The 18,433-nt window shown below is 65.5% G+C and carries 18 protein-coding genes; 9 read left to right on the top strand and 9 right to left on the bottom strand.

Translation table 11 applies throughout. From position 1 onward, the window contains the following. Nucleotides 1–8 precede the first annotated feature (8 nt). On the bottom strand, nucleotides 9–1,034 hold the full coding sequence (gene denD / locus ACSQ27_RS01900) for a D-erythronate dehydrogenase (RefSeq protein WP_436153789.1): 1,026 nt from the start codon (nucleotides 1,032–1,034) through the stop codon (nucleotides 9–11). Between the two features lie 258 nt (nucleotides 1,035–1,292). Between denD and ACSQ27_RS01905 the strand changes: the two genes are divergently transcribed. Both ACSQ27_RS01905 and ACSQ27_RS01910 read left to right on the top strand, forming a co-directional pair. Further along, the gene (locus ACSQ27_RS01905; RefSeq protein WP_436153790.1) at nucleotides 1,293–1,718 is read left to right on the top strand and encodes a hypothetical protein; all 426 of its coding nucleotides are present in this window, start codon (nucleotides 1,293–1,295) and stop codon (nucleotides 1,716–1,718) included. A 144-nt stretch (nucleotides 1,719–1,862) separates the two neighbouring features. Beyond that, on the top strand, nucleotides 1,863–2,087 hold the full coding sequence (locus ACSQ27_RS01910) for a hypothetical protein (protein WP_436153791.1): 225 nt from the start codon (nucleotides 1,863–1,865) through the stop codon (nucleotides 2,085–2,087). A 74-nt stretch (nucleotides 2,088–2,161) separates the two neighbouring features. On the opposite strand, the gene ACSQ27_RS01915 is transcribed toward ACSQ27_RS01910, so the two are convergent. Then, nucleotides 2,162–3,175 (bottom strand): acyltransferase family protein, encoded by a 1,014-nt coding sequence (locus tag ACSQ27_RS01915; protein WP_436153792.1) that lies wholly within the window; start codon nucleotides 3,173–3,175, stop codon nucleotides 2,162–2,164. 413 nt (nucleotides 3,176–3,588) lie between these two features. Between ACSQ27_RS01915 and epsA the strand changes: the two genes are divergently transcribed. The 6 genes from epsA to epsG all read left to right on the top strand — a co-directional run bounded on the left by epsA (nucleotide 3,589) and on the right by epsG (nucleotide 10,554). After that, nucleotides 3,589–4,374: an XrtB/PEP-CTERM-associated transcriptional regulator EpsA gene (epsA, locus tag ACSQ27_RS01920; RefSeq protein ID WP_436153793.1), complete on the top strand. Its 786-nt coding sequence runs from the start codon at nucleotides 3,589–3,591 to the stop codon at nucleotides 4,372–4,374. Then, nucleotides 4,367–5,794, top strand: coding sequence for an undecaprenyl-phosphate glucose phosphotransferase (locus ACSQ27_RS01925; protein ID WP_436153794.1), 1,428 nt, complete (start codon nucleotides 4,367–4,369; stop codon nucleotides 5,792–5,794). Before epsA ends, ACSQ27_RS01925 begins: the two co-directional genes overlap by 8 nt. Nucleotides 5,795–6,035: 241 nt before the next feature. Then, nucleotides 6,036–7,238 carry an XrtB/PEP-CTERM-associated polysaccharide biosynthesis outer membrane protein EpsL gene (gene epsL / locus ACSQ27_RS01930; RefSeq protein WP_436153795.1) on the top strand — a complete coding sequence of 401 codons (1,203 nt, stop codon included), beginning with the start codon at nucleotides 6,036–6,038 and terminating at the stop codon, nucleotides 7,236–7,238. Between the two features lie 73 nt (nucleotides 7,239–7,311). After that, nucleotides 7,312–8,238, top strand: a complete 927-nt coding sequence (gene epsE, locus ACSQ27_RS01935; protein WP_436153796.1) for a polysaccharide export protein EpsE — start codon at nucleotides 7,312–7,314, stop codon at nucleotides 8,236–8,238. A gap of 19 nt (nucleotides 8,239–8,257) precedes the next feature. Then, entirely contained in the window at nucleotides 8,258–9,649 is a 1,392-nt protein-coding gene (epsF, locus tag ACSQ27_RS01940) for a chain length determinant protein EpsF (RefSeq protein WP_436153797.1), read from the top strand. A gap of 2 nt (nucleotides 9,650–9,651) precedes the next feature. Continuing rightward, entirely contained in the window at nucleotides 9,652–10,554 is a 903-nt protein-coding gene (epsG, locus tag ACSQ27_RS01945) for a chain length determinant protein tyrosine kinase EpsG (protein WP_436153798.1), read from the top strand. Here epsG and ACSQ27_RS01950 read toward each other — a convergent pair. Further along, the gene (locus ACSQ27_RS01950) at nucleotides 10,541–10,954 is read right to left on the bottom strand and encodes a VanZ family protein (RefSeq protein ID WP_436153799.1); all 414 of its coding nucleotides are present in this window, start codon (nucleotides 10,952–10,954) and stop codon (nucleotides 10,541–10,543) included. The genes epsG and ACSQ27_RS01950 overlap by 14 nt on opposite strands. Before the next feature lie 44 nt (nucleotides 10,955–10,998). Here ACSQ27_RS01950 and ACSQ27_RS01955 point away from each other — a divergent pair, with 44 nt between their 5' ends. Continuing rightward, nucleotides 10,999–11,766 carry a WecB/TagA/CpsF family glycosyltransferase gene (locus tag ACSQ27_RS01955; protein ID WP_436153800.1) on the top strand — a complete coding sequence of 256 codons (768 nt, stop codon included), beginning with the start codon at nucleotides 10,999–11,001 and terminating at the stop codon, nucleotides 11,764–11,766. Here the strand turns inward: ACSQ27_RS01955 and ACSQ27_RS01960 are convergent, their stop codons facing one another. The 6 genes from ACSQ27_RS01960 to ACSQ27_RS01985 are packed head-to-tail and all read right to left on the bottom strand — an operon-like array spanning nucleotide 11,767 to nucleotide 18,431. Then, nucleotides 11,767–12,408: a serine O-acetyltransferase gene (locus ACSQ27_RS01960; protein WP_436153801.1), complete on the bottom strand. Its 642-nt coding sequence runs from the start codon at nucleotides 12,406–12,408 to the stop codon at nucleotides 11,767–11,769. After that, nucleotides 12,396–13,400, bottom strand: coding sequence for an NAD-dependent epimerase/dehydratase family protein (locus tag ACSQ27_RS01965; RefSeq protein ID WP_436153802.1), 1,005 nt, complete (start codon nucleotides 13,398–13,400; stop codon nucleotides 12,396–12,398). Before ACSQ27_RS01965 ends, ACSQ27_RS01960 begins: the two co-directional genes overlap by 13 nt. Beyond that, the gene (locus ACSQ27_RS01970) at nucleotides 13,397–15,088 is read right to left on the bottom strand and encodes an FAD-dependent oxidoreductase (protein ID WP_436153803.1); all 1,692 of its coding nucleotides are present in this window, start codon (nucleotides 15,086–15,088) and stop codon (nucleotides 13,397–13,399) included. The genes ACSQ27_RS01965 and ACSQ27_RS01970 overlap by 4 nt, the downstream gene beginning before the upstream one ends. Further along, on the bottom strand, nucleotides 15,085–16,269 hold the full coding sequence (locus ACSQ27_RS01975) for a glycosyltransferase family 4 protein (protein ID WP_436153804.1): 1,185 nt from the start codon (nucleotides 16,267–16,269) through the stop codon (nucleotides 15,085–15,087). The genes ACSQ27_RS01970 and ACSQ27_RS01975 overlap by 4 nt, the downstream gene beginning before the upstream one ends. Before the next feature lie 9 nt (nucleotides 16,270–16,278). Beyond that, complete coding sequence (locus ACSQ27_RS01980) at nucleotides 16,279–17,355, bottom strand: acyltransferase family protein (protein WP_436153805.1); 1,077 nt, start codon at nucleotides 17,353–17,355, stop codon at nucleotides 16,279–16,281. Continuing rightward, a complete protein-coding gene (locus tag ACSQ27_RS01985; protein WP_436153806.1) occupies nucleotides 17,352–18,431 on the bottom strand; it encodes a glycosyltransferase family 2 protein in 1,080 nt (359 codons plus the stop codon). The genes ACSQ27_RS01980 and ACSQ27_RS01985 overlap by 4 nt, the downstream gene beginning before the upstream one ends. Nucleotides 18,432–18,433: the final 2 nt, after the last annotated feature.

An 18,433-nucleotide genomic window follows, 5' to 3' on the forward strand; every position in this document is an offset into this window, starting at 1 on the left:
CACACCTATTATTGCGCCGACGCCTTGGACACGGTGCGCGGGTTTTCGCTTAAGTAAGCCGCAATAATGCTGTCGAAGTCGGGGTCAGGCAAGAGGCCCAAGCCCCGGGCGCGGGCGGCGTCTATGACCGCCGGCCAGTTGGCCACGATATTGGCGATGGCAGGGTCCGGCGTCCAGTCGATGAGGCCGGCGGCCTCTTTACCGGCCACGCGCTCCAGCGCCGCGGCCATCTCGCCGACCGTGGTCTTCAGCGCCGGCAGGTTGATCGCCGTACGCGCACCCCACTCGGCATCATTGGCCTCCGCCGCGCGCACCAGCCCTTCAATCGTTCGTGCCGGAGAGGCCAAAGCCACGGCCGTTTCGCGCGGCACCGGGCATGCGGCGCGCTGGCCCGCCAGCGGCTCGCGGATCATGCCGCTCAAGAAGCTGGAGGCCGCGCCGTTCGGTTTGCCGGGCCGCACGCTGACGGTCATCAGCCGCACGTTGCGCCCGCGTATAAAACCCTTGCGCGCGTAATCCGCCACCAACTGCTCGCCAATGAATTTCTGGATGCCATAGCTGTTCTGCGGCGTCGGCAGCGTCCTGTCGTCGATCACCGGCGGCAGGGGCTGCGCAGGCGAATTGCCGAACACCGCGAGCGAACTCGCGAACACCACGGTGGGAGAGCTGCCCAGCTTGCGGCAGGCCTGCAGCAGCGCGCGCGTGGCGTCGACGTTGCTGCGCATGCCGAGGTCGAAGTCGGCTTCGCACTCGCCGCTGACGGCCGCGGCCAGGTGAAACACCAGCGCGTCGTCGGCGCGTACGACCTGCGATGCCGTATCGCTGCTTTCGAGGAGTTCGTTAAGGTCGCCGACCACCGCGCGAATCCGAGGGTCTGCTGCCAGGGCTGCGGGCGGTGCTACTCGGTCGACCAGTGTGATGGTCTGTATGGTTTGCGGCGCGGCGCCTGCAAGGGAAAGTTTTCCCTGTTCGAGTAGCTGGCGGGCCAGCCTCGCACCCAGGAATCCGGCGCCGCCGGTGATGACAATATTCATGTGTGTTTTGTCTCCGTCATGACTGTTCTTGGTCTCCGCAGCTTGGCGCCCGGCGTGCCGCACAGTTTAAGCCAGGCCATGTTTCCACGAAGGCGGAGAGTCGGCTCCCGTGACGACGGTCATGAATGCGATGCTCAAACAAACCGAATGGGTTGATTGGTTGCACTCGTCCGTATTGAGGAGGCGGTAAGCAGACTGTCCGCCTAGAATCGGTTTGCAGAGGCTTGGTCCTTTTCATCGACCTGAGAAAAACTCAAAATGAACAACAAGTCTTTCCTTCGCGGACTGCCGACTCTTCTCTTTGTCATTGGTGCAACGCTTGCCATTCCAGTTGAGGCCAAGCAGTGCACACCATCTGGCATTTTCTTTCGTTCGCACGGCGACCAACTGAAGATCGAGTCTGTTGATTCAACGGGAAATCCGAACACCGCGGGCTTTCGCCTCATCGTCCTGGGTAACATGTTTCAAGACGCACCAATACAAGCAAAGGCAGAGGGAGAGATAGCCCTAACCGAAGATCACTGTCTTGGTGTCTATAGCGGGGGAAATTACTGTACGCTGATCTTTGAGTTCTTGCCAAAGTCAGCAAAGATTCACCAAATTGGCACCTGCTTGACTGGCGCGGGAGTAGACCCAGATGGAACATTCCACAGAACGTCCAAGCCCGAACGCTACTTGCCGTAGCCTCGCAGGTCAAACCTTATGACTACAGTTGGTAGCTCGCCCATCGGATTTGGAGACCTCGTACGAGTTCGTGACACGGACGAGACGAGGGCCGTCGGAATCGCTGGCGTTCTCGGTTCCGTTTACGGAGAGACCACACCCTCCGTGACAGAAGTGGATGTAATCGGAACCTCGACTGATGACTTTGCTTTGAATGTTCAACCCCAAGAGGGGAGCGCATTTTGGATTGTCTTGGACTTGCTGGAGTTTATTGATCACGGTGCTGATACTGAGATCGTCGTTGGCAATGTACGGGCGGTGCGCCGCGCGGATGGCGAGTGGGACGAATCGACGATCAAGCCGGGCACACCATGGTGGAAGTTTTGGTAGCACGCGACAACAGATCAATCGACACGAACTTGTCCGTAGGTATTTAGGGGCTGTGCAATGCGGTCCAACCCCCATCAAGCCGGTGCAGCCTTCGCCTCTTTCGCCTTAGCCCTCGAACCAGTCGTGCCCAGCAGCCACAGGTTGAGCCCCGCATGCCGGCTGATCAGCAGCGCCGAGATGATAGGGCCGGCAAGGCCCGCAGCCAGGCCGGCCATCATCAGGACATAAATATCCGTGACACCTATCTTCTTCAAAACAATGCGGCTTGCCGCGGTGAAGAACACATGCAGCAGGTAGATCGCGAATGAATAGGAGCCGATGTAGGCCATGCGCGGCGAACTCCATCCGCTGCGCAGCAACAAAAAGGCGCTGCACACGCCGAGCCCGAGCGCGGGTAGGGAGGTGCCCTGTTCGGAGAACTGCGGCAGCAGCATGGCCACGGTGGCGGCGCAGATGAAGACGGCTGCCGCGATGCCGCGCGCGGCAGGGCCGCCTATTTCAAAGCGCTTGCAGGCCAGGCCTGCGAGGAAAAACGGCAGCAGGTAGACAGCGCCCTGGGCGGCAAAATAATTCGGCGGGCTGAAGTAGTCGAAGAGCACGGCTGCCAAGGCCCAGGTCAGCGCAAAGCCGGCCGGCGTCGCCAGTGCTTTCAGGTGCTCCAGCAGGATGACGACCAGGAAGACGATGAACAAGGCTTCCAGAAACCAGAAGTGGCCCACGGGCACGATGTGCAGCAGCCACCAGTGGTCCACTGCGTTGTTGGTGCCCGGCGTGAATGCCTGCACGACGGCAAAAAGGGTTCCCACCGTGACCAGCGGAAGCAGCAGCCTGCGCACCTTGCCCTTGATGAAGCCCAGCGGGCGGCTCTGGTAGGGACGAAAGCCGTAGACGTAGCCCGAGATGAAGGAGAACAGCGGCATGCGGATGTAGGCCAGCGCTTCATTGAAGACCTGCAGCCAGTGCCCTTCGGGGATTCTCAATCCGGTGGTGGGGGTGTCTCCCACCACATGGAACAAGACCAGCAAGACGCAGGCAATGCCTCTCAAGGTGTCCACTTCAAGGCTGCGTTTCATTTTCTGGCCGGTCATCGGATGCGGGTTCCTTTCTGATGCTGCGCGAAATATCCTGACGCCCGGCTTGCGGGGTCGTGTGAGTGCGTGTCTCTGCGCACGTGTCTGCGTTGGAATGCCTAGAGCGTAATCAAGCAAGGCACCAAGCGCGGGCATGAAAAAAGCAAACTGTTGCAAGCCGTATCGTTTTATGCGGCATCCCTCATCAAGCGAACAGCTGTTACGTTGTTGCAACGAATGCGCAGACGTTTCGTCAAATGAATCAATCGGGAAAACCCTAAACTGAGTCCGTCTCCTACATCAACTTTCTCGCTTGGCGCATGGCGCCTCCCGGCGATTTGTTCGATCCTCAATCAGCCGTTCCGGGGCGCCCCTACACAGGCTTACAGGCGCGCTCACGGAAACAAAAACTCAGGAAGTGATCCCCAGACATGAATTTTCAGACTCCGCTTTCCAGCGAAGACTCCTCGCGCTATGCCGCATTGGTCGGGCAAAGTGCGGCCATCACACGGCATGCCGAACTGCTGGCCTGGCTGCAGGGCGACATGCAGCAATGCCTTCCCCACGACATCCTGCTGGCGGGCTGGGGGAATTTCCAGGAAGGCACCGTGCAGCACGACGTGGTGTCCAGCCTGCCCGGCGCGCGGTCCTATGCCCCGGGCACGGACGGCCTGCCTTTTCTTCTGGGAAAGTTCCACGAGCGCTGGCTGGCCGCCGGCCGGCAGCCCTGCAGCCTGGACTTCAGTGAATTCGACTACCTGCTGGGCCAGGCGAGCCTGCCGGGCTCATTCAGCGACAGCCTGCGCGGCATGCGCTCTGTGCTGATCCATGGGCTGCAGGACGAGCGGGCGCAGCAGGACTGCCTGTATGTCCTGATGTGCGCCCAGCCGATTCCGCTGGAGCCGGCACGCACCGCCATGCGCATGCTGATGCCCAGCATGGATGCCGTGCTGCGCCAGCTGGCGCCCCTGCCGCAGCAGCGCCGCAATGCGCCGGCCGCGCGCGGCGCCGCCGAGGACGCCTGCGGCCTCAGCGAACGCGAGACGCAGATCATGGCCTGGGTGGCCATGGGGAAAACCAACTCCGAGATAGGCGCCATCCTGAACATCAGCGGCTTCACCGTGAAGAACCACATGCAGCGCATCTTCCAGAAGCTCAATGTGTTTAACCGCGCGCAGGCGGTTTCCAAAGTGACGAGGGTCAGTATCTATGGCTGAAGCAAACCAGCTCCAATCCGCGTCCGCCTGGCTCAACCAGCGCGAACCCCGCTCCATGGGCCTGGGGCGCAGCCACCTGTTCACCGCCGTCGAAGCCGGGCTGGACCCGCTGGTGCTGGTGTTCTCTCTGTGGGCGCTGGCGTTTTATTTTGAGGGTTCGGTGCGGCCCGCCTACCTGATCCTGTCGGTCATCGTGTTCTCTCTGACCTTTCCGGGCACGTCCCAGTTGCGTCTGCCGGTGTGGAAGGTGTTCTCGACCATCGCCTTCCACTGGATATGGATAGCCGGCCTGCTGCTGCTGACCGGCTATGTGACGGAGTACTTCCACAAATTTTCCATGACCGTGCTGATGCACTGGTTGTGGGTGGCGCCCGTGGCCCAGGCCGGCGCGCACCTGGCGCTCAGGGCCGCGGCGCCGCAGCTGCTGAAACTGCAGGGGCCGCCACACGGCGCGGTGATCGTCGGCATGAACGAGCAGGGCGTTTCGCTGGCCAGGCACATTGCCGGATCGGCCTATTCGGGCATTGAACTCAAGGGCTTTTTCGACGACCGCGGCGAGGAGCGCCGGGAAGCCCAGGACGAGCACCGGCTGGTCGGAAAGATCGACGACCTGCCGGCCTACGTCAAGCAGCACCGCATCCAGTTCATCTACCTGTCGCTGCCCATGGCCTCGCGGCCGCGCATCCTGCAGGTGCTCGACGGCCTCAAGGACACCACCGCCTCGATCTACTTCGTGCCGGACATGTTCATCACCGACCTGATCCAGGGCCGCAGCGACACGGTGTGCGGCGTCACGGTGATCTCGGTCTGCGACACGCCCTTCCGCGGCGTCAACGGTTTCCTCAAGCGGGCCAGCGACATCGTGCTGTCGCTGCTGATCCTGCTGCTGATCTTTCCCGTGATGGGGGTCATCGCCCTGCTGGTGAAGCTGGACTCGCCGGGCCCGGTCATCTTCAAGCAGCGCCGCTACGGCCTGGACGGTGAGCAGATCCTGGTCTACAAATTCCGCTCCATGGCCGTCACCGAGGACGGCGCCGCGATACGCCAGGCCAGCAAGAACGACATGCGCGTCACCCGCCTGGGCGCCATCCTGCGCAAGACCTCGCTCGACGAGTTGCCGCAGTTCATCAACGTGCTGCAGGGCCGCATGAGCATCGTCGGCCCTCGCCCGCACGCCGTGGCGCACAACGAGATGTACCGCTCGCTGATCAAGGGCTACATGGTGCGCCACAAGGTCAGGCCCGGTATCACGGGCTGGGCCCAGGTCAACGGCCAGCGCGGCGAGACCGACACGCTGGACAAGATGCAGTCGCGCATCGACTGCGACCTGGATTACCTGCGCAACTGGTCGCTGCAGCTGGACTTTTTCATCATCCTGAAAACCATCCGCCTGGTCTTCAAGGATGGCGCGGCTTATTGAGACCCGATATTTTGAGGTCAGCTTCGTTGAAGTTTGTTGTTTGTTGAAACCGGAATAACCAAAAAAAAAGAAAGGAAAAAAGGCGCAGGCCTGCCGCCCATTAGGACGAAAGGACTATCGCCTCCCCACCATGAATCCGCTATCTTCATTTCATCCCCTCGCGGCTGCCGCCCCACGCGGCGACCGCGGCCACCTCACGATTCCCCGTCTTGCCGTTTCCGGCGCGAAGGCCCCCCATTTCTTGAGTTCCCATCGCAAACTCCTCCCGATTCCTTTCCTGCTGCTGGGCCTGTTTCCGCTCGCCGCGCAGGCCGACGACCTGGACACGCTGCAGTTCCGGCTGGGGCAAAGCATCACGCACGACAGCAATGTCTTTCGGCTGTCCGACTCCGCCAACACGCAGGCCCTGCTCGGAAGGCCGGAGCGCGACGACAACGTGTCGGTGACGACGGCGGGCTTCAAGATCAACAAACCCTTTGGGCTGCAGCGTTTTGAGTTCGACGCCAATATTGAAGACCACCACTACAGCCGCTTTTCTTACCTGGATTTCACGGCGGTGAACTACGCGGCCGCCTGGCGCTGGAGCTTCACACCGGCACTGCACGGCAACCTGACGAGCGACAGCCGCGAGTATGTCGATACCTATGCCGACGTGCAGGGCACGGGCCAGATCAACCGCCGGACCAACCGCTCCACGATTTTTGACGCGGAATACGAACTCGACGGCGCTTGGCGCCTGGTGGGCGGGCTGTTCGAGCGCACCAGCACCAACAGCCAGCCCAACACCTTCGAGGGCGACACCAAGATCCACGGCGCCGAGGGCGGCGTGCGTTATGTCTACCCGTCCGGCACCTCCATGGCCTACCGCTTCAGGGAAGGCAAGGGCGAGTACCCGGGCCGCTTCCTGTCGCCGGGCTTCGCCGGCAACTTCACCGACCGCGAGCATGAGTTCCGTTTTGACTGGGCGCCCACTGCCAAGACCACGCTGCGGGCCAAGGTGGCGCACCTGGACCGCAACCACGACGGCCTGGGGGCGCGCGACTTCTCGGGCGTGACCGGCCAGCTTGACGCCGCCTGGTTCATCACGCCCAAAACCACGCTGGCCGGCGGCCTGGTGCGCGAGCTGGCGAGCTACCAGACCACCACCGCCAGCTACTACGAGGGCTACCGCTTCTTCATCGCCCCGACCTGGAAGCCCACCGAAAAAACCGCGGTGCGCCTGCGTTACGACCATGGCGCGCGCGACTTCAAGGGCCCCCTGCCGGGCTTCGCGGCAAGCAGCCGCCGCGACACCACCAACCTGCTGTCGCTGGCGCTGGAATGGCAGGCGATGCGCGCGCTCAAGCTGACAGCGTCGATGCAGAGCGACAGGCGCAAGTCGAATGAACCGGGTTTTGACTACAAGAGCAATTCCTTCGGTCTGTCGGCCGACGCCAGCTTTTGATGAGAGCTTCCCATGGCCGGCCCTTTTTGTTTTTGAATTTTCCTGAATCCACGCTTTCCCGAGAGGCCACAAGATGAACCCGTTGATGCTCAAACCCCTGACCCGATACCTTCTGGCCCCGTTGTGGTGCGCGTTGCTGGCCGCGCCGCTGTGGGCGCAAACCGCCCCGGCGGCACCGCCGCCGCCCGCGGCGCCTCCTTCCGTGCAGGCCGCGGCAACGGCGACGCCGGTGGCGCCGCCTTCGGTGGCGGCCACGCCCGCCTTGCCCAACAGCCAGGACTACCGGCTGGGCGCCGGCGACGCGATCGGCGTGCAGGTCTACCAGAGCCCGGACCTTTCCATCGACGCGCGGGTGTCCGAAAGCGGCGTGATCAGCTACCCGCTGGTGGGCAGCGTGCAGCTCGGCGGGCTGACCATCGCCGAGGCCGAAAAGAAGATCGGCGACGCGCTGCGCAGCGGCGGCTTCGTCAAGGTGCCGCAGGTCAACATCGTGCTGCGCCAGGTGCGCGGCAACCAGGTGGCGGTGCTGGGGCAGGTGAGCCGGCCCGGCCGCTTCCCGCTGGAGACCTTCAACACCCGCGTCAGCGACATGCTGGCCGCCGCCGGCGGCACCACCGCGACCGGCGACGACGTGCTGATCCTCACCGGCCAGCGCGACGGCAAGCCCTTCCGCAAGGTCATCGACATCCCGGGGCTGTTTCTTAACGCCAAGTCGGACGAGGACATTGTGGTGACCGGCGGGGACACCCTGTACGTCAACAAGGCGCCCATGTTCTACATCTACGGCGAGGCGCAGCGCCCCGGCCCCTACCGCATCGAGCGCGGCATGACGGTGATGCAGGCGCTGGCCCAGGGCGGCGGCCCCACGGTGCGCGGCAGCCAGAACCGCCTGAAGCTGCATCGCCGCGACGCCTCGGGCAAGGTCGTGGAAATCACGCCGAACCTGAACGACCCGATACGCCCCGAGGACGTGATCTACGTCCGTGAAAGCCTTTTCTAACAGCCATGACTGGAAAGCCATGACACTCCATCAATTTTTACTGATCCTGCGCGCCCGCTACGCCGTGGCCCTGCTGGTGATCCTGCTGGCCATTTCGGCGGCGCTGGCGATCAGCCTGGTGCTGCCGAAAAAATACACGGCGCAGACCGCCGTGCTTGTCGACATTCGTACGCCCGACCCGGTGGCCGGCGGCGCGCCCTTGCAGGGCGTGGTAGCGCCCAGCTACATGGCCACGCAGGTGGACATCATCGGCGGCGACCGCGTGGCGCAGCGCGTCGTGAAGATGCTCAAGCTCGACGAAAACCCGCGCACCAAGGAGCGCTGGCTGGAAGCAACGGAGGGCCGCGGCACGCTGGAAGGCTGGATCGCGGATTCGCTGCAGAAGCGGCTGGACGTGCGGCCCGCGCGTGAAAGCAATGTGATCAACATCACCTACAAGGGCAGCGAGCCCGAAGAGTCCGCCAACGTCGCCAACGCCTTTGCCCAGGCCTACCTGGACATCAACCTGGCGCTGAAGACCGAACCCGCCCGCATCTACGCGGAATGGTTTGACGAGCAGACCAAGGCCTCGCGCGCCAAGCTCGAGGAAGCCCAGGCCCGCCTGTCCGAATACCAGCAAAAGGCCGGCATCGTCAGCAGCGACGAGCGAGTGGACTATGAAACCACCAAGCTGGCGGAGCTGTCCTCGCAGCTCACGACCGTGCAGGGCGACACCACCGACAGCCAGAGCAAGCGCGGCTCGCGCGGCGACACCATCGCCGAGGTGATGCAAAGCCCGCTGATCAACGGCCTGAAGGCCGACGTGGCGCGGCAGGAAGCCAAGGTGCAGGAGATCGGCGTGCGCCTCGGGGAGAACCATCCCGAGCGCCAGCGCGCCGAGTCTGAACTGGCCGCGCTCAAGAGCCGGCTGGCCAGCGAAACCGCGCGCATCAACGCTTCCATCGAAACCACCTACCGCGTCGGCAAGGACCGCGAACGCGAACTGCAGGGAGCCGTCGGCGCGCAGAAAGCCCGCGTGCTGGCCATCAACAAGCAGCGCGACGAACTCAACGTCTACCGCCGCGACGTCGAGTCGGCACAGCGCGCTTACGAAACCGTGAGCCAGAGCGCCTCGCAGACGCGCCTGCAAAGCCTGACCAACCAGACCAATGTGGTGCGCCTCAACGTGGCGACACCGCCGGTGACGCCGTCCAGCCCCCGCTTGCTGGTTAACCTGCTGGTCGCCGCGTTTGGCGGGACGCTATTGGGCATCGCCTGCGCCTTGCTGCTGGAGCTCACCAACCGCCGCGTGCGCTCCGCCGAGGACCTGGTCCAGATGCTGGACCTGCCGGTGCTGGCCAGCATTTCTTCGAGCACGGGCAACACCCGGCTCAGTGGTCCGCGCCGGCTGGCGCTGGGTTTGGGAGGATAGACATGAACCGAAACAACAACCAGGCGGTGGCGCGCCCCGTTCCCCTGACGGTGCCCAGCAAGCCGGCCACCGGTTCTGCGCGCTCCATAGGCGCCATCCTGGTCGATGCCGGCCGGCTCTCGCCGCTCGACGCCGAGCGCATCGTGCATTTCCAGAAGGACCGCGGCGCCCGCTTCGGTGACTCCGGCAAGGCGCTGGGGCTGCTGACCGACGATGACGTGCGTTATGCGCTGTCGGTGCAGTTCGACTATCCCTACCTGGCCCGCGAAAGCAATCTGAGCCGCGAACTCGTGGCGGCCCACCACCCGAACAGCCAGCCCGTGGAGCAGCTGCGGGCGCTGCGCAGCCAGCTGATGTTGCGCTGGTTCGACACCGGCCCGGACCGCCGCGGCCTGGCCATCGTCAGCGCAGGCTCACGGGAAGGGCGCAGCTACATCTCGGCCAACCTGGCCATCGTGTTTTCGCAGCTAGGCCTGCGCACCTTGCTGATCGACGCCGACATGCGGGCGCCGCGCCAGCACCTGCTGTTCAACCTCGGCAAGGGTGCGGGCCTGTCGGACATGCTGGCCGGCCGCGCCGGCCTGGAGGCCGTGGTCAGCGTCGCGGCGCTGCAGGACCTGTCGGTGCTGCCGGCCGGCGTCATTCCGCCGAATCCGCAGGAGTTGCTGGGCCGGCAGGAGTTTTCCAGGCTGCTGCAATCACTGGGACAGGACTTCGACATCATCATCATCGACACGCCCCCGGCCAGCGAGTGCGCCGACGCCCACACCGTGGCGGTGCGCGCGGGCGCCGCGCTGGTGGTGGCGCGGCAGAACACCAGCTCGGTGCCGCAGATGACGCGCTTCACGCACAGCCTGCGCGAGTTCGGCGTCGCGATGGTGGGCTCGGTGCTTAATGATGCTTGAGGCGATGCAGGAGGCGTCCGCCCGAGAGGCGGTCCGCCGCAGCCAGCACCGCCGCGCCGAGCAGGCCGCCTGCCGCGTCGGCGGCCAGGTCGGCCCAGCTCGCGGTACGGCCCGGCAGGAAGGCCTGGTGCACCTCATCCATGCCGCCGACAAGCAGGGCGCCTGCGAGGCAGCACAAGGCCATGCGCCAGCCGCGCATGCCGCCGGCCAGGCCGGCGGCCATGCCGACCACGGCAAAGGTCAGCAGGTGGGCCAGCTTGTCCCAGGGCGCGGGAAAGAGGCCCACCGCCACCGGCTGGGCGCCGCCCACGTACAGCACCGCGGCGCTCATGGCGACCGTCAGCGCCGCGAGGATGCGAATGGTGCGCTGGAAATTTTCAAGGGAAAGTGCTTTGGCCATGGGCCTGATTTTCTCACGGCGCGGTCCCGCGAACGGAGAGTTTCATGCTGAATCCCGCCGCTGGCAGGCCGACCGACTGGCGTGGGCGCTGGTCGCTGCTGCTGGAGAAGATAGAGCGGGTGCAAAGCCCCGCCCAGGGACAGGCCTTGCTGGCCGAGTTAAGCCAGCCCCGCGCGCCGTCGGTGCTGGCGTTCGCGAATGCGCACGCGATGAATTCCATGGCGGTGTCGGCGCCTTTTTTTGACGCGATGCAGTCGGCCGACAGGGTGCTCAGGGACGGTTCGGGCATGGCCACGCTGTTCAAGCTGCTGCGCATGGAGCCCGGCCTCAACCTCAACGGTACCGACCTGATTCCGCAGCTGATACGCGCGTTCGACGGTCGCGGCATCGCGCTGTTCGGCACGCGCGAGCCTTACCTCGAAAAAGCCTCGCAGCGTGTGCGCGAGGAGCTTGCCCCGCACAGCGAAGTCATACAGGCCCACGGTTTTCTCGACGTGCATGCCTACGCCCTGCTGGCAGCGGAGCACCGTCCGGCGCTGATCGTGCTCGGCATGGGCATGCCGCGGCAGGAGGAAGTCGCGGCCCAGCTGCGCAGCGTGCTGGGCTTTCCCTGCCTGATCGTCTGCGGCGGCGCCATCATTGATTTCCTGGGCGGCAAGACGCCGCGCGCGCCGCTGTGGATGCGCCGGGCCGGGCTGGAGTGGGTGTTCCGCCTCGCGCTTGAGCCGCGCCGGCTGTTCCAGCGCTACGTGGTCGGCAACCCCTTGTTTCTCACAAGGGCACTGCGGCTGGCATCCAACAGTCGACGTTGATCAACCGGCGTTGATGTGGGTGTCGGCCACCGCCGCCGAATGGGCGGCCTGGGCCACGGGAATGTCTTCCTCGTCATACCGGTTGTCCACATCAGGCGTGCAGTCGCGCCTGACGATTTTCCCGGGATTGCCCAGCACCACCGAATAGGGCGGCACGTCTTCGAACACGTAGGCGCCGCCGGCAACGCGGCTGCCTTTTCCCACTGTGACACCGCCCACGATGATGGCGTGCGGGCCTATCCAGACCTCGTCTTCGATCACCGGGTACAGGGTGTGCCTGCGGCCCTGCGCATCAATATGGTCGCGCTGGCCCAGTGTGACGCCGTGGAACAGCGTGACGTTGCGGCCTATGCGGGCGCCGGCGTTGACGACGATGCCGCGCCCGTGGGTGAGTGCCAACCCCGGGGCGATCTGGGTGCGCCAGGGAATTTCGATGCCGGCCAGCTGGCTCACCAGGCGATAAAGCAGCCGCGCGGGCAGCACGGCCAGCCAGCGCCAGCTGGACGGGAGTTGCTGCGCGGCCTGGCATAAGCGCAGGCAGGCGAGCGCGCGAAACGCCGGGTCCAGCAGCGCGGCCTTGAGGGTGGACTGGGTGTCGGTTTTCCCGAACTTTCGGTAGGTGTCGGCTTTCAGGGCGTGCATATCATGTTGTCCATCGTGGCTTGGCTGGCGGCGGGTGCGCAAAACCACAAGGCGGAATCGCGCAGGCCGTCGGCGTAAGGGGTCCATTGCACGCCCAGCTGCTCCGTGGCCGCCTGCGTGTCCAGGTGTATGTGTTGCGACCACAGGCCCAGCAGGCCGGGCGGCAGGGCGTCGGGCAGCTTCAGGCCGTGGCCGCCCAGCCGCCTCAGGGTCAGCTCGGCCGCCTTGAGCGGAGGGCCGCAAAGCCAGGCGTCAAGCTGGAGCCGACGCCGGCCCAGGCGGCGCACGGGTGTTGCCTTGATTGCCAGGGCCAGGTCCACAAAGTACTCGTTCCAGCGCGGGCTGTCGGGTGCCGCCAGGTTGAACACCGGCATCTCGCCCGGCACTGCCGGCAGTTGCAGCGCCATCAGCAGGGCCTGGCAGACGTCGTCGACGTGGACCAGGTTGGCCCAGCCGTCGCCCGCAATGCCGAGGTCGCCCAGGCGGCCGGCCTGCAGCCACCGGCCTATGCGCCCCACCCACAGCTGGCTGCCGGGGCCGAAGACGCAGCCGGGCCGAAGCAACACCGCCTCGCCGCCGTGCTGCACGAAGTCGTGCATGGCGGCCTCTGCTTCGCATTTGGCCTTGCCATACCAGCCCAGGCCTGGATCCAGCGGCGCGTCTTCGCGCACCTTGCCCTCGGCAGGGCCGTAGACCGACATGGTGCTCAGGTGCACGATGCGCCGGCAGTCGGCTTGCAGCGCGGCCTGCACCAGCGCGCGCGCGCCGCCGGCGATGGAGGCCGCATCGCCCGCGACGCAATTGACCACGGCATCAAAACCTTTGAGCGCCGATGCCAGCTCGCGCGGGTCGCGGCTGTCGAGTTCGAGCCAGCTTGCGGTGTTCTTCATGTGGCGGGATGCCCCTGTGGCCACGGCCCAGGGCGTGGCCTGCAGCATCTCGAGCAGGCGCGCGCCGATGTGGCCGGAGGCGCCCAGTACCAGGACTTTCATGCGGCCTCCTTCATCTGCAGGGGCGAGCGTTCGGCGCGCAACTGCCGCGACAGGAAGTCGCCCAGCCGCAGCGACAGCGCGATCAGCGTCAGGGTCGGGTTGGCCTGGCTCGAAGTCGGGAAGGCCGCGCTGCCGGCGACAAACAGGTTGCGCACCGAATGCACGCGGCAATCCGCGTCGACCACGCTGGTGCGCGGGTCGGTGCCCATGCGCGCCGTGCCGACGTGGTGGCCGCCGTAGGCGCCGAAGCGCATCAGGTCTTCTTCCAGCGTGTGGCGGTTGTAGTCAAAGCGGGCCTTGCCGCTGCGCTCGAATTCCTGGGCCATCACGTCCAGGGTCGCGCCTACGGAGTCGATGTCGGCGCGGCTGTAGCGCCAGTCGACCTTGATGCGAGGCATGCCCAGCGCATCGACGCTGCCGGCCAGCGTGACCCGGCTGTGGGCCTGGGGAATCTGCTCGCCGTGCACTTCCAGGCTGAAGCGGTTGCTGCGGTTGCGCAGGATCACAGAGGGGAATTTACGGTCCGCCAGGGTGCGTTTTGTCAGCCAGTGCGCCAGGAAGGCGGTGGTGTCCAGCGGGTCGGCAACGACGTTGAGCAGGTGGCGTGCATAGACACCGGCCGTCGGTGGCGCACCATCTTTGAGGCGTTTGCTGTATTCGTAGCTGATCATCTTGCGCGCCAGGAACAGGCCCGACAGCACGCCGCTGCGGTGCGCCGGGTCGGTGATGCGCGGGAAGTGCAGGCGCGCCACCGCATTGGCCAGGCCCAGGCGCCGCTGCTCGCTGGCCGCGACCGAGAGGCGGCGCCGGCAGTAAATGCCTTCAGGTGAGATTTCATAGCCGTGCCGCACATCGCGCGTCGGCCCGTGCACAGTGAGCATGCCGACGTTGCCGGCGATGTGGCACATGTAATAACGGCCGACCACGTCATGCGCGTTGCCCACGCCCTGCGGCGCCACGTCGCGCGAGGCCAGTAACAGCCGTGCGGTCTCAAGCCCGCCCGTGGCCAGCACCGTGTTGCGCGCGGCGACGGTAAATTGCGTGCCGGCCAGCGTGCGCACTTCGATTTCGCGCAGCGCCTGGCCATCGGTTTGCAGCCGCAGCGCGGTGCAGTTGGCGCCCGTCAGCACCTCGAGCGTGGGCGCCAGCGCCAGCCGCTTGGCATAACGGCTGCCGAAATGCGTGGGGCAGGAAAAGCGCTCCAGGCCGTTGCTGAGCACGCGCGGGCTGTCGAAGCCGGCGATCAGGGGACCGGTCCCCGGCTCGAGTGCCTCATTCGCGTCATACAGAAAACGCCCGGCCTCGGCCAGGGCGTTGGCGCGCGGGTAGTAAGGCAGCAGGTCGGCGTAAGACAGCGGCCAGCCGCTGTGCGGAATGTGTGCGCGGGTTTCAAAATCGATGGGGTCGAAAGGCATGCAGCGCCCGCCCCAGATCGCCGAGGAGCCGCCCAGCCGCCGCTGCCGGTACTTGCCGGGCGGGCTGTGCAGCTGCTCATCAGCCACCTCGCCTTCGTACAGGTCCTGCGTGGGGGCATGCGCCTGCAACTGGCCCGACTCGAGCAGCAGCACGGCATGTCCCTGGTCGCTGAGCGAGAGTGCCAGCGCAATGCCCGCCGGGCCGCTGCCGACCACGCAGACGTCCGCCTCCAGGCGGCTGCCGTTGGGAATGGTGCCAGCGTCGCGAATCATGCCACGCCTTCCTGTGAAGCCGCGGCGGGGCGCAGCGGCCGACCGGCCACGCCGAAATCGCGCTGGTGGATATGGGCCACGCTGGCGAAAAAATGCGCGATGGAAAAGGTCTGCTCATACAGCGCCCGGCCGTTGCGCTCCAGCGCGGCGCGCAGTTCCGCATCCTGCAGCACGCGGCGCAGGCCGGCGGCGATGCCTGCCACGTCGCCGGGTTGCACAAATAAGGCATTGGCGCCGTCGCTGAGCACCGACGGTATTTCACCGACGGGACTGCACACCACCGCGACGCCGTTGGCCAGCGCCTCCAGGATCACCAGTGGCAGGCCTTCGTCATAGGACGGCAAAACCAGCACGTCGGCGCGTGCCATCAGGCGTGCCACCTGCTGCTGGTCCGACCATCCGGCAAAACGCGCAAAGCTGTCTATGCCCAACTGCCGGGCCTTGGCTTCATAGGCCTCGACGTCGCCGCCGCCGGCCAGGGTCACCTCCAGGCGGGCCGTGTCAAGGCCGGGCAGGGCCAGCGCCTGCAGCAGGTCGGTCACGCCCTTGCGCTCCGACAGATTGCCCACGAACAGCACACGCTGCATGGCCGAGTCACCGGCGACGCGGCGCGCATGGGTGGGTTCGGGCACGCCGTTGATGACGATGTCCACGCGCTCGGGCGCCACGCCCAGCTCCTCGATGACAAAGCGCCGGGCGGCCGAGCCCAGCACCACGACACTGGCCGGCAGCGAGAACACCCAGCGTGTCAGCGCCCGCAGCGGGCGCGGCAGCGACTGGTAAAAATGGTGCAGCTGCGCGGCATGCAGGTGCAGTACCACCGGCACGCCCAGGGCGCGGCAGGCGGCGATGACGGCGCCCTTGCGGAACAGGCTCAGCCGCTCGGCCATGTTGACGTGCACGCCGGCCAGCCGGCCGCTGAGCCTGCCGCGCGCGATGCGGGCCAGCGCGGTGGCGAGCACCCAGAAGGAATACAGGGCGTTGGCGCCGCCGCGCGTGTCCAGCGGCCGCAGTTCGGCGGCTTCCGCCGAGGCGAGGCTGGCCGAAGAGGCCTGGGCCTGGATCAGGTAATCCGCCACCTTGAACATGCCGCCGCCCAGCGGCGTCCAAGGGCAGGCGATGTAGATGTAGCGGCCTTCCCGTTCGCGGATGGCGGTACGTGGCAGCGATTCGGTTCGCATGGAGATGATTTACTTTCCGGGAGTTTGGTAAGAGAGCTTGGGCGCACCGAACAGGGCGCGCTTGAAGAAGGCGGTCATGGGCCGCTCCAGCCACACATAGGAGAGGCAACCCGCCACGACCACGGCCAGGCCGACGGCCAGCATGATGGCCAGGCTGTCCTGCACGCCCAGGCGTTTGAGCGCCTGCACGCCGGCCGGCACCACAAAGGTGTGCGACAGGTAGATCGAATACGAGGCGTCGCCCAGGAAGGACAGGCGCGAAGCCAGCGGCGCGCGCACGGTCCAGGGTTCCATCCAGACGGCGCCCAGCACGATGAGCGCGGCGCCGCAACCCCAGGTGGCGAAGCGGTCGGCCGAGTGGCCCCAGTCCGGCGCGAACATGTACAGCGCGCCGGCCGCCATCGCCAGCAGGCCCGCCAGCGGGCCGGGGCGGCGGAAATGCAAAAAGGCATGGGCGATGCAGGCGCCGAGGATGAACTCGAACACGATGGTCTGGGCGTAGAAGTTCAGCGCGACCGACTCCGGCAGCAGCAGCCCCGCCGCAAAGATCAGCCCAAAGGCCGCCAGGCAGAACCGGATGCGCGGCGCGCCCAGGGCGATGGCCACGGCGAACACCGCATAAAACAGCATTTCAAAATTCAGGGTCCAGCCGACCGGCAGCGTGGGCTGCACCAGGCCCCAGGGACTCATGCCGGGGATGAAGAACAGCGAAGCGGCGAGGTGACCGGGCTCCACCGAGGAGCGCGCGGCCAGCGCCGGCATGGCCAGCAACAAGGCCACCTTGAGCAGGGTGTAGAACCAGTAAAGCGGCGCGATCCTGACCAGGCGGCGGCGCATGAAGACCCAGGCCGCGTCCATTCGCGCCGGCCCGTCCGCCGGCAGCGAGGCGGTCGACATGGCCATGACGAAGCCGCTGATCACAAAAAAGATGTCCACCCCGGCGGAACCCGCCCCCCAGTAGTGGCTGGGCCCTGTGCCGCTGATGTGCATGGAGATGGCCTGGGTGATGTGCATCACCACGACCAGCATGGCCGCGGCAAAGCGCAGGATCTGCACACCGGCAAATTGCTGGGTTTCGCCTTTCAATGGGCAGCCCCCTGGATTGCATGGTGATGCGTCATGACCGAGTCCTTGACAATCCGGCTTGCGATGGCCTCGCGGGCCGGCCGCTGCGGGCGAAGCAGGCCGCGTATGAGACCCGCGGCATTGAAGCACCAGGAAACCACTGAATAAAGTGCCTTGGTGGCGGACCGTTTTCGCCAGGTCATCAGCAACACCGGCGCCGTGGCGATGATGCAGAAAAATGCCAGGCGCAGGGAGGCGGAAACCGGCCAGAACACCAGGCTCGCCATGACAGCCCACCAGCCGAGCACTGCCAGGTACAGGCGCAATTCCCGCAATCCCTCCAAGGCCAGATGCAGGCGCGGCTTGCCCGCTGCCGCGCGGACAAGTTCACCCAGTCCGCAGATATACCGGGTACTCCAGCGCCGCATCAAAAGGCGATAGGGTGGTGCGTCGTGCCCGAAGTGACTGACAGCATCCACCGGCAAACGCCAGAGGCGCCAGCCGAGGGCGCGCAGCCTGATGGCCAGGTCAAATTCTTCGTAGCTGTGAAGGTTTCGGTCGGAAAGATAGCCTGCCGCCTCGATGGCGCTGCGGCGGTAAAGCCCGCCGCCGTCGAGCCTGTCCACGTTGCCCGGCCGCAGGTGCGGGGAGTCCCGTTCTCCACGCGCCATGTACTCGAGGCTCTCGGTGTTTTGCTCCACCACGCGTCCGCCCACGCCTGCAACATCCTCATGCGCCTCCAGGAAGGCGAGGGCTTTCTCCAGAAAGCCCTCCTGCATCTGCATGTCGCCATCGAGGATGTAAATGAAGTCGCCATGCGAATGCTGGTAGCCGAGCTGCGGACCGACGCCGCAGCAGCGCTCATTGGGATTGGCCAGCTGGACGATGCGTATGGGATACGTGCAGGCCAGCTCCACCGTGCGATCCGTCGAACAGGAGTCGGCCAGGATGACCTCTCCGCCAACGGCAGAGACGGCGCGCAGCGCACTTTCGATGGTCGCCCGGATGCGTTGTTCCTCGTTCAGGGCCTTGATGACCACCGAAACCCGGCACGAATGCCAGAGCGGTGTTATTTTGCGAGGTAATTTCTGGTTCATTT

Origin of the sequence: Polaromonas sp. LjRoot131 (assembly GCF_964252805.1) — a bacterium.
Classification (GTDB): Bacteria; Pseudomonadota; Gammaproteobacteria; order Burkholderiales; family Burkholderiaceae_C; genus Polaromonas.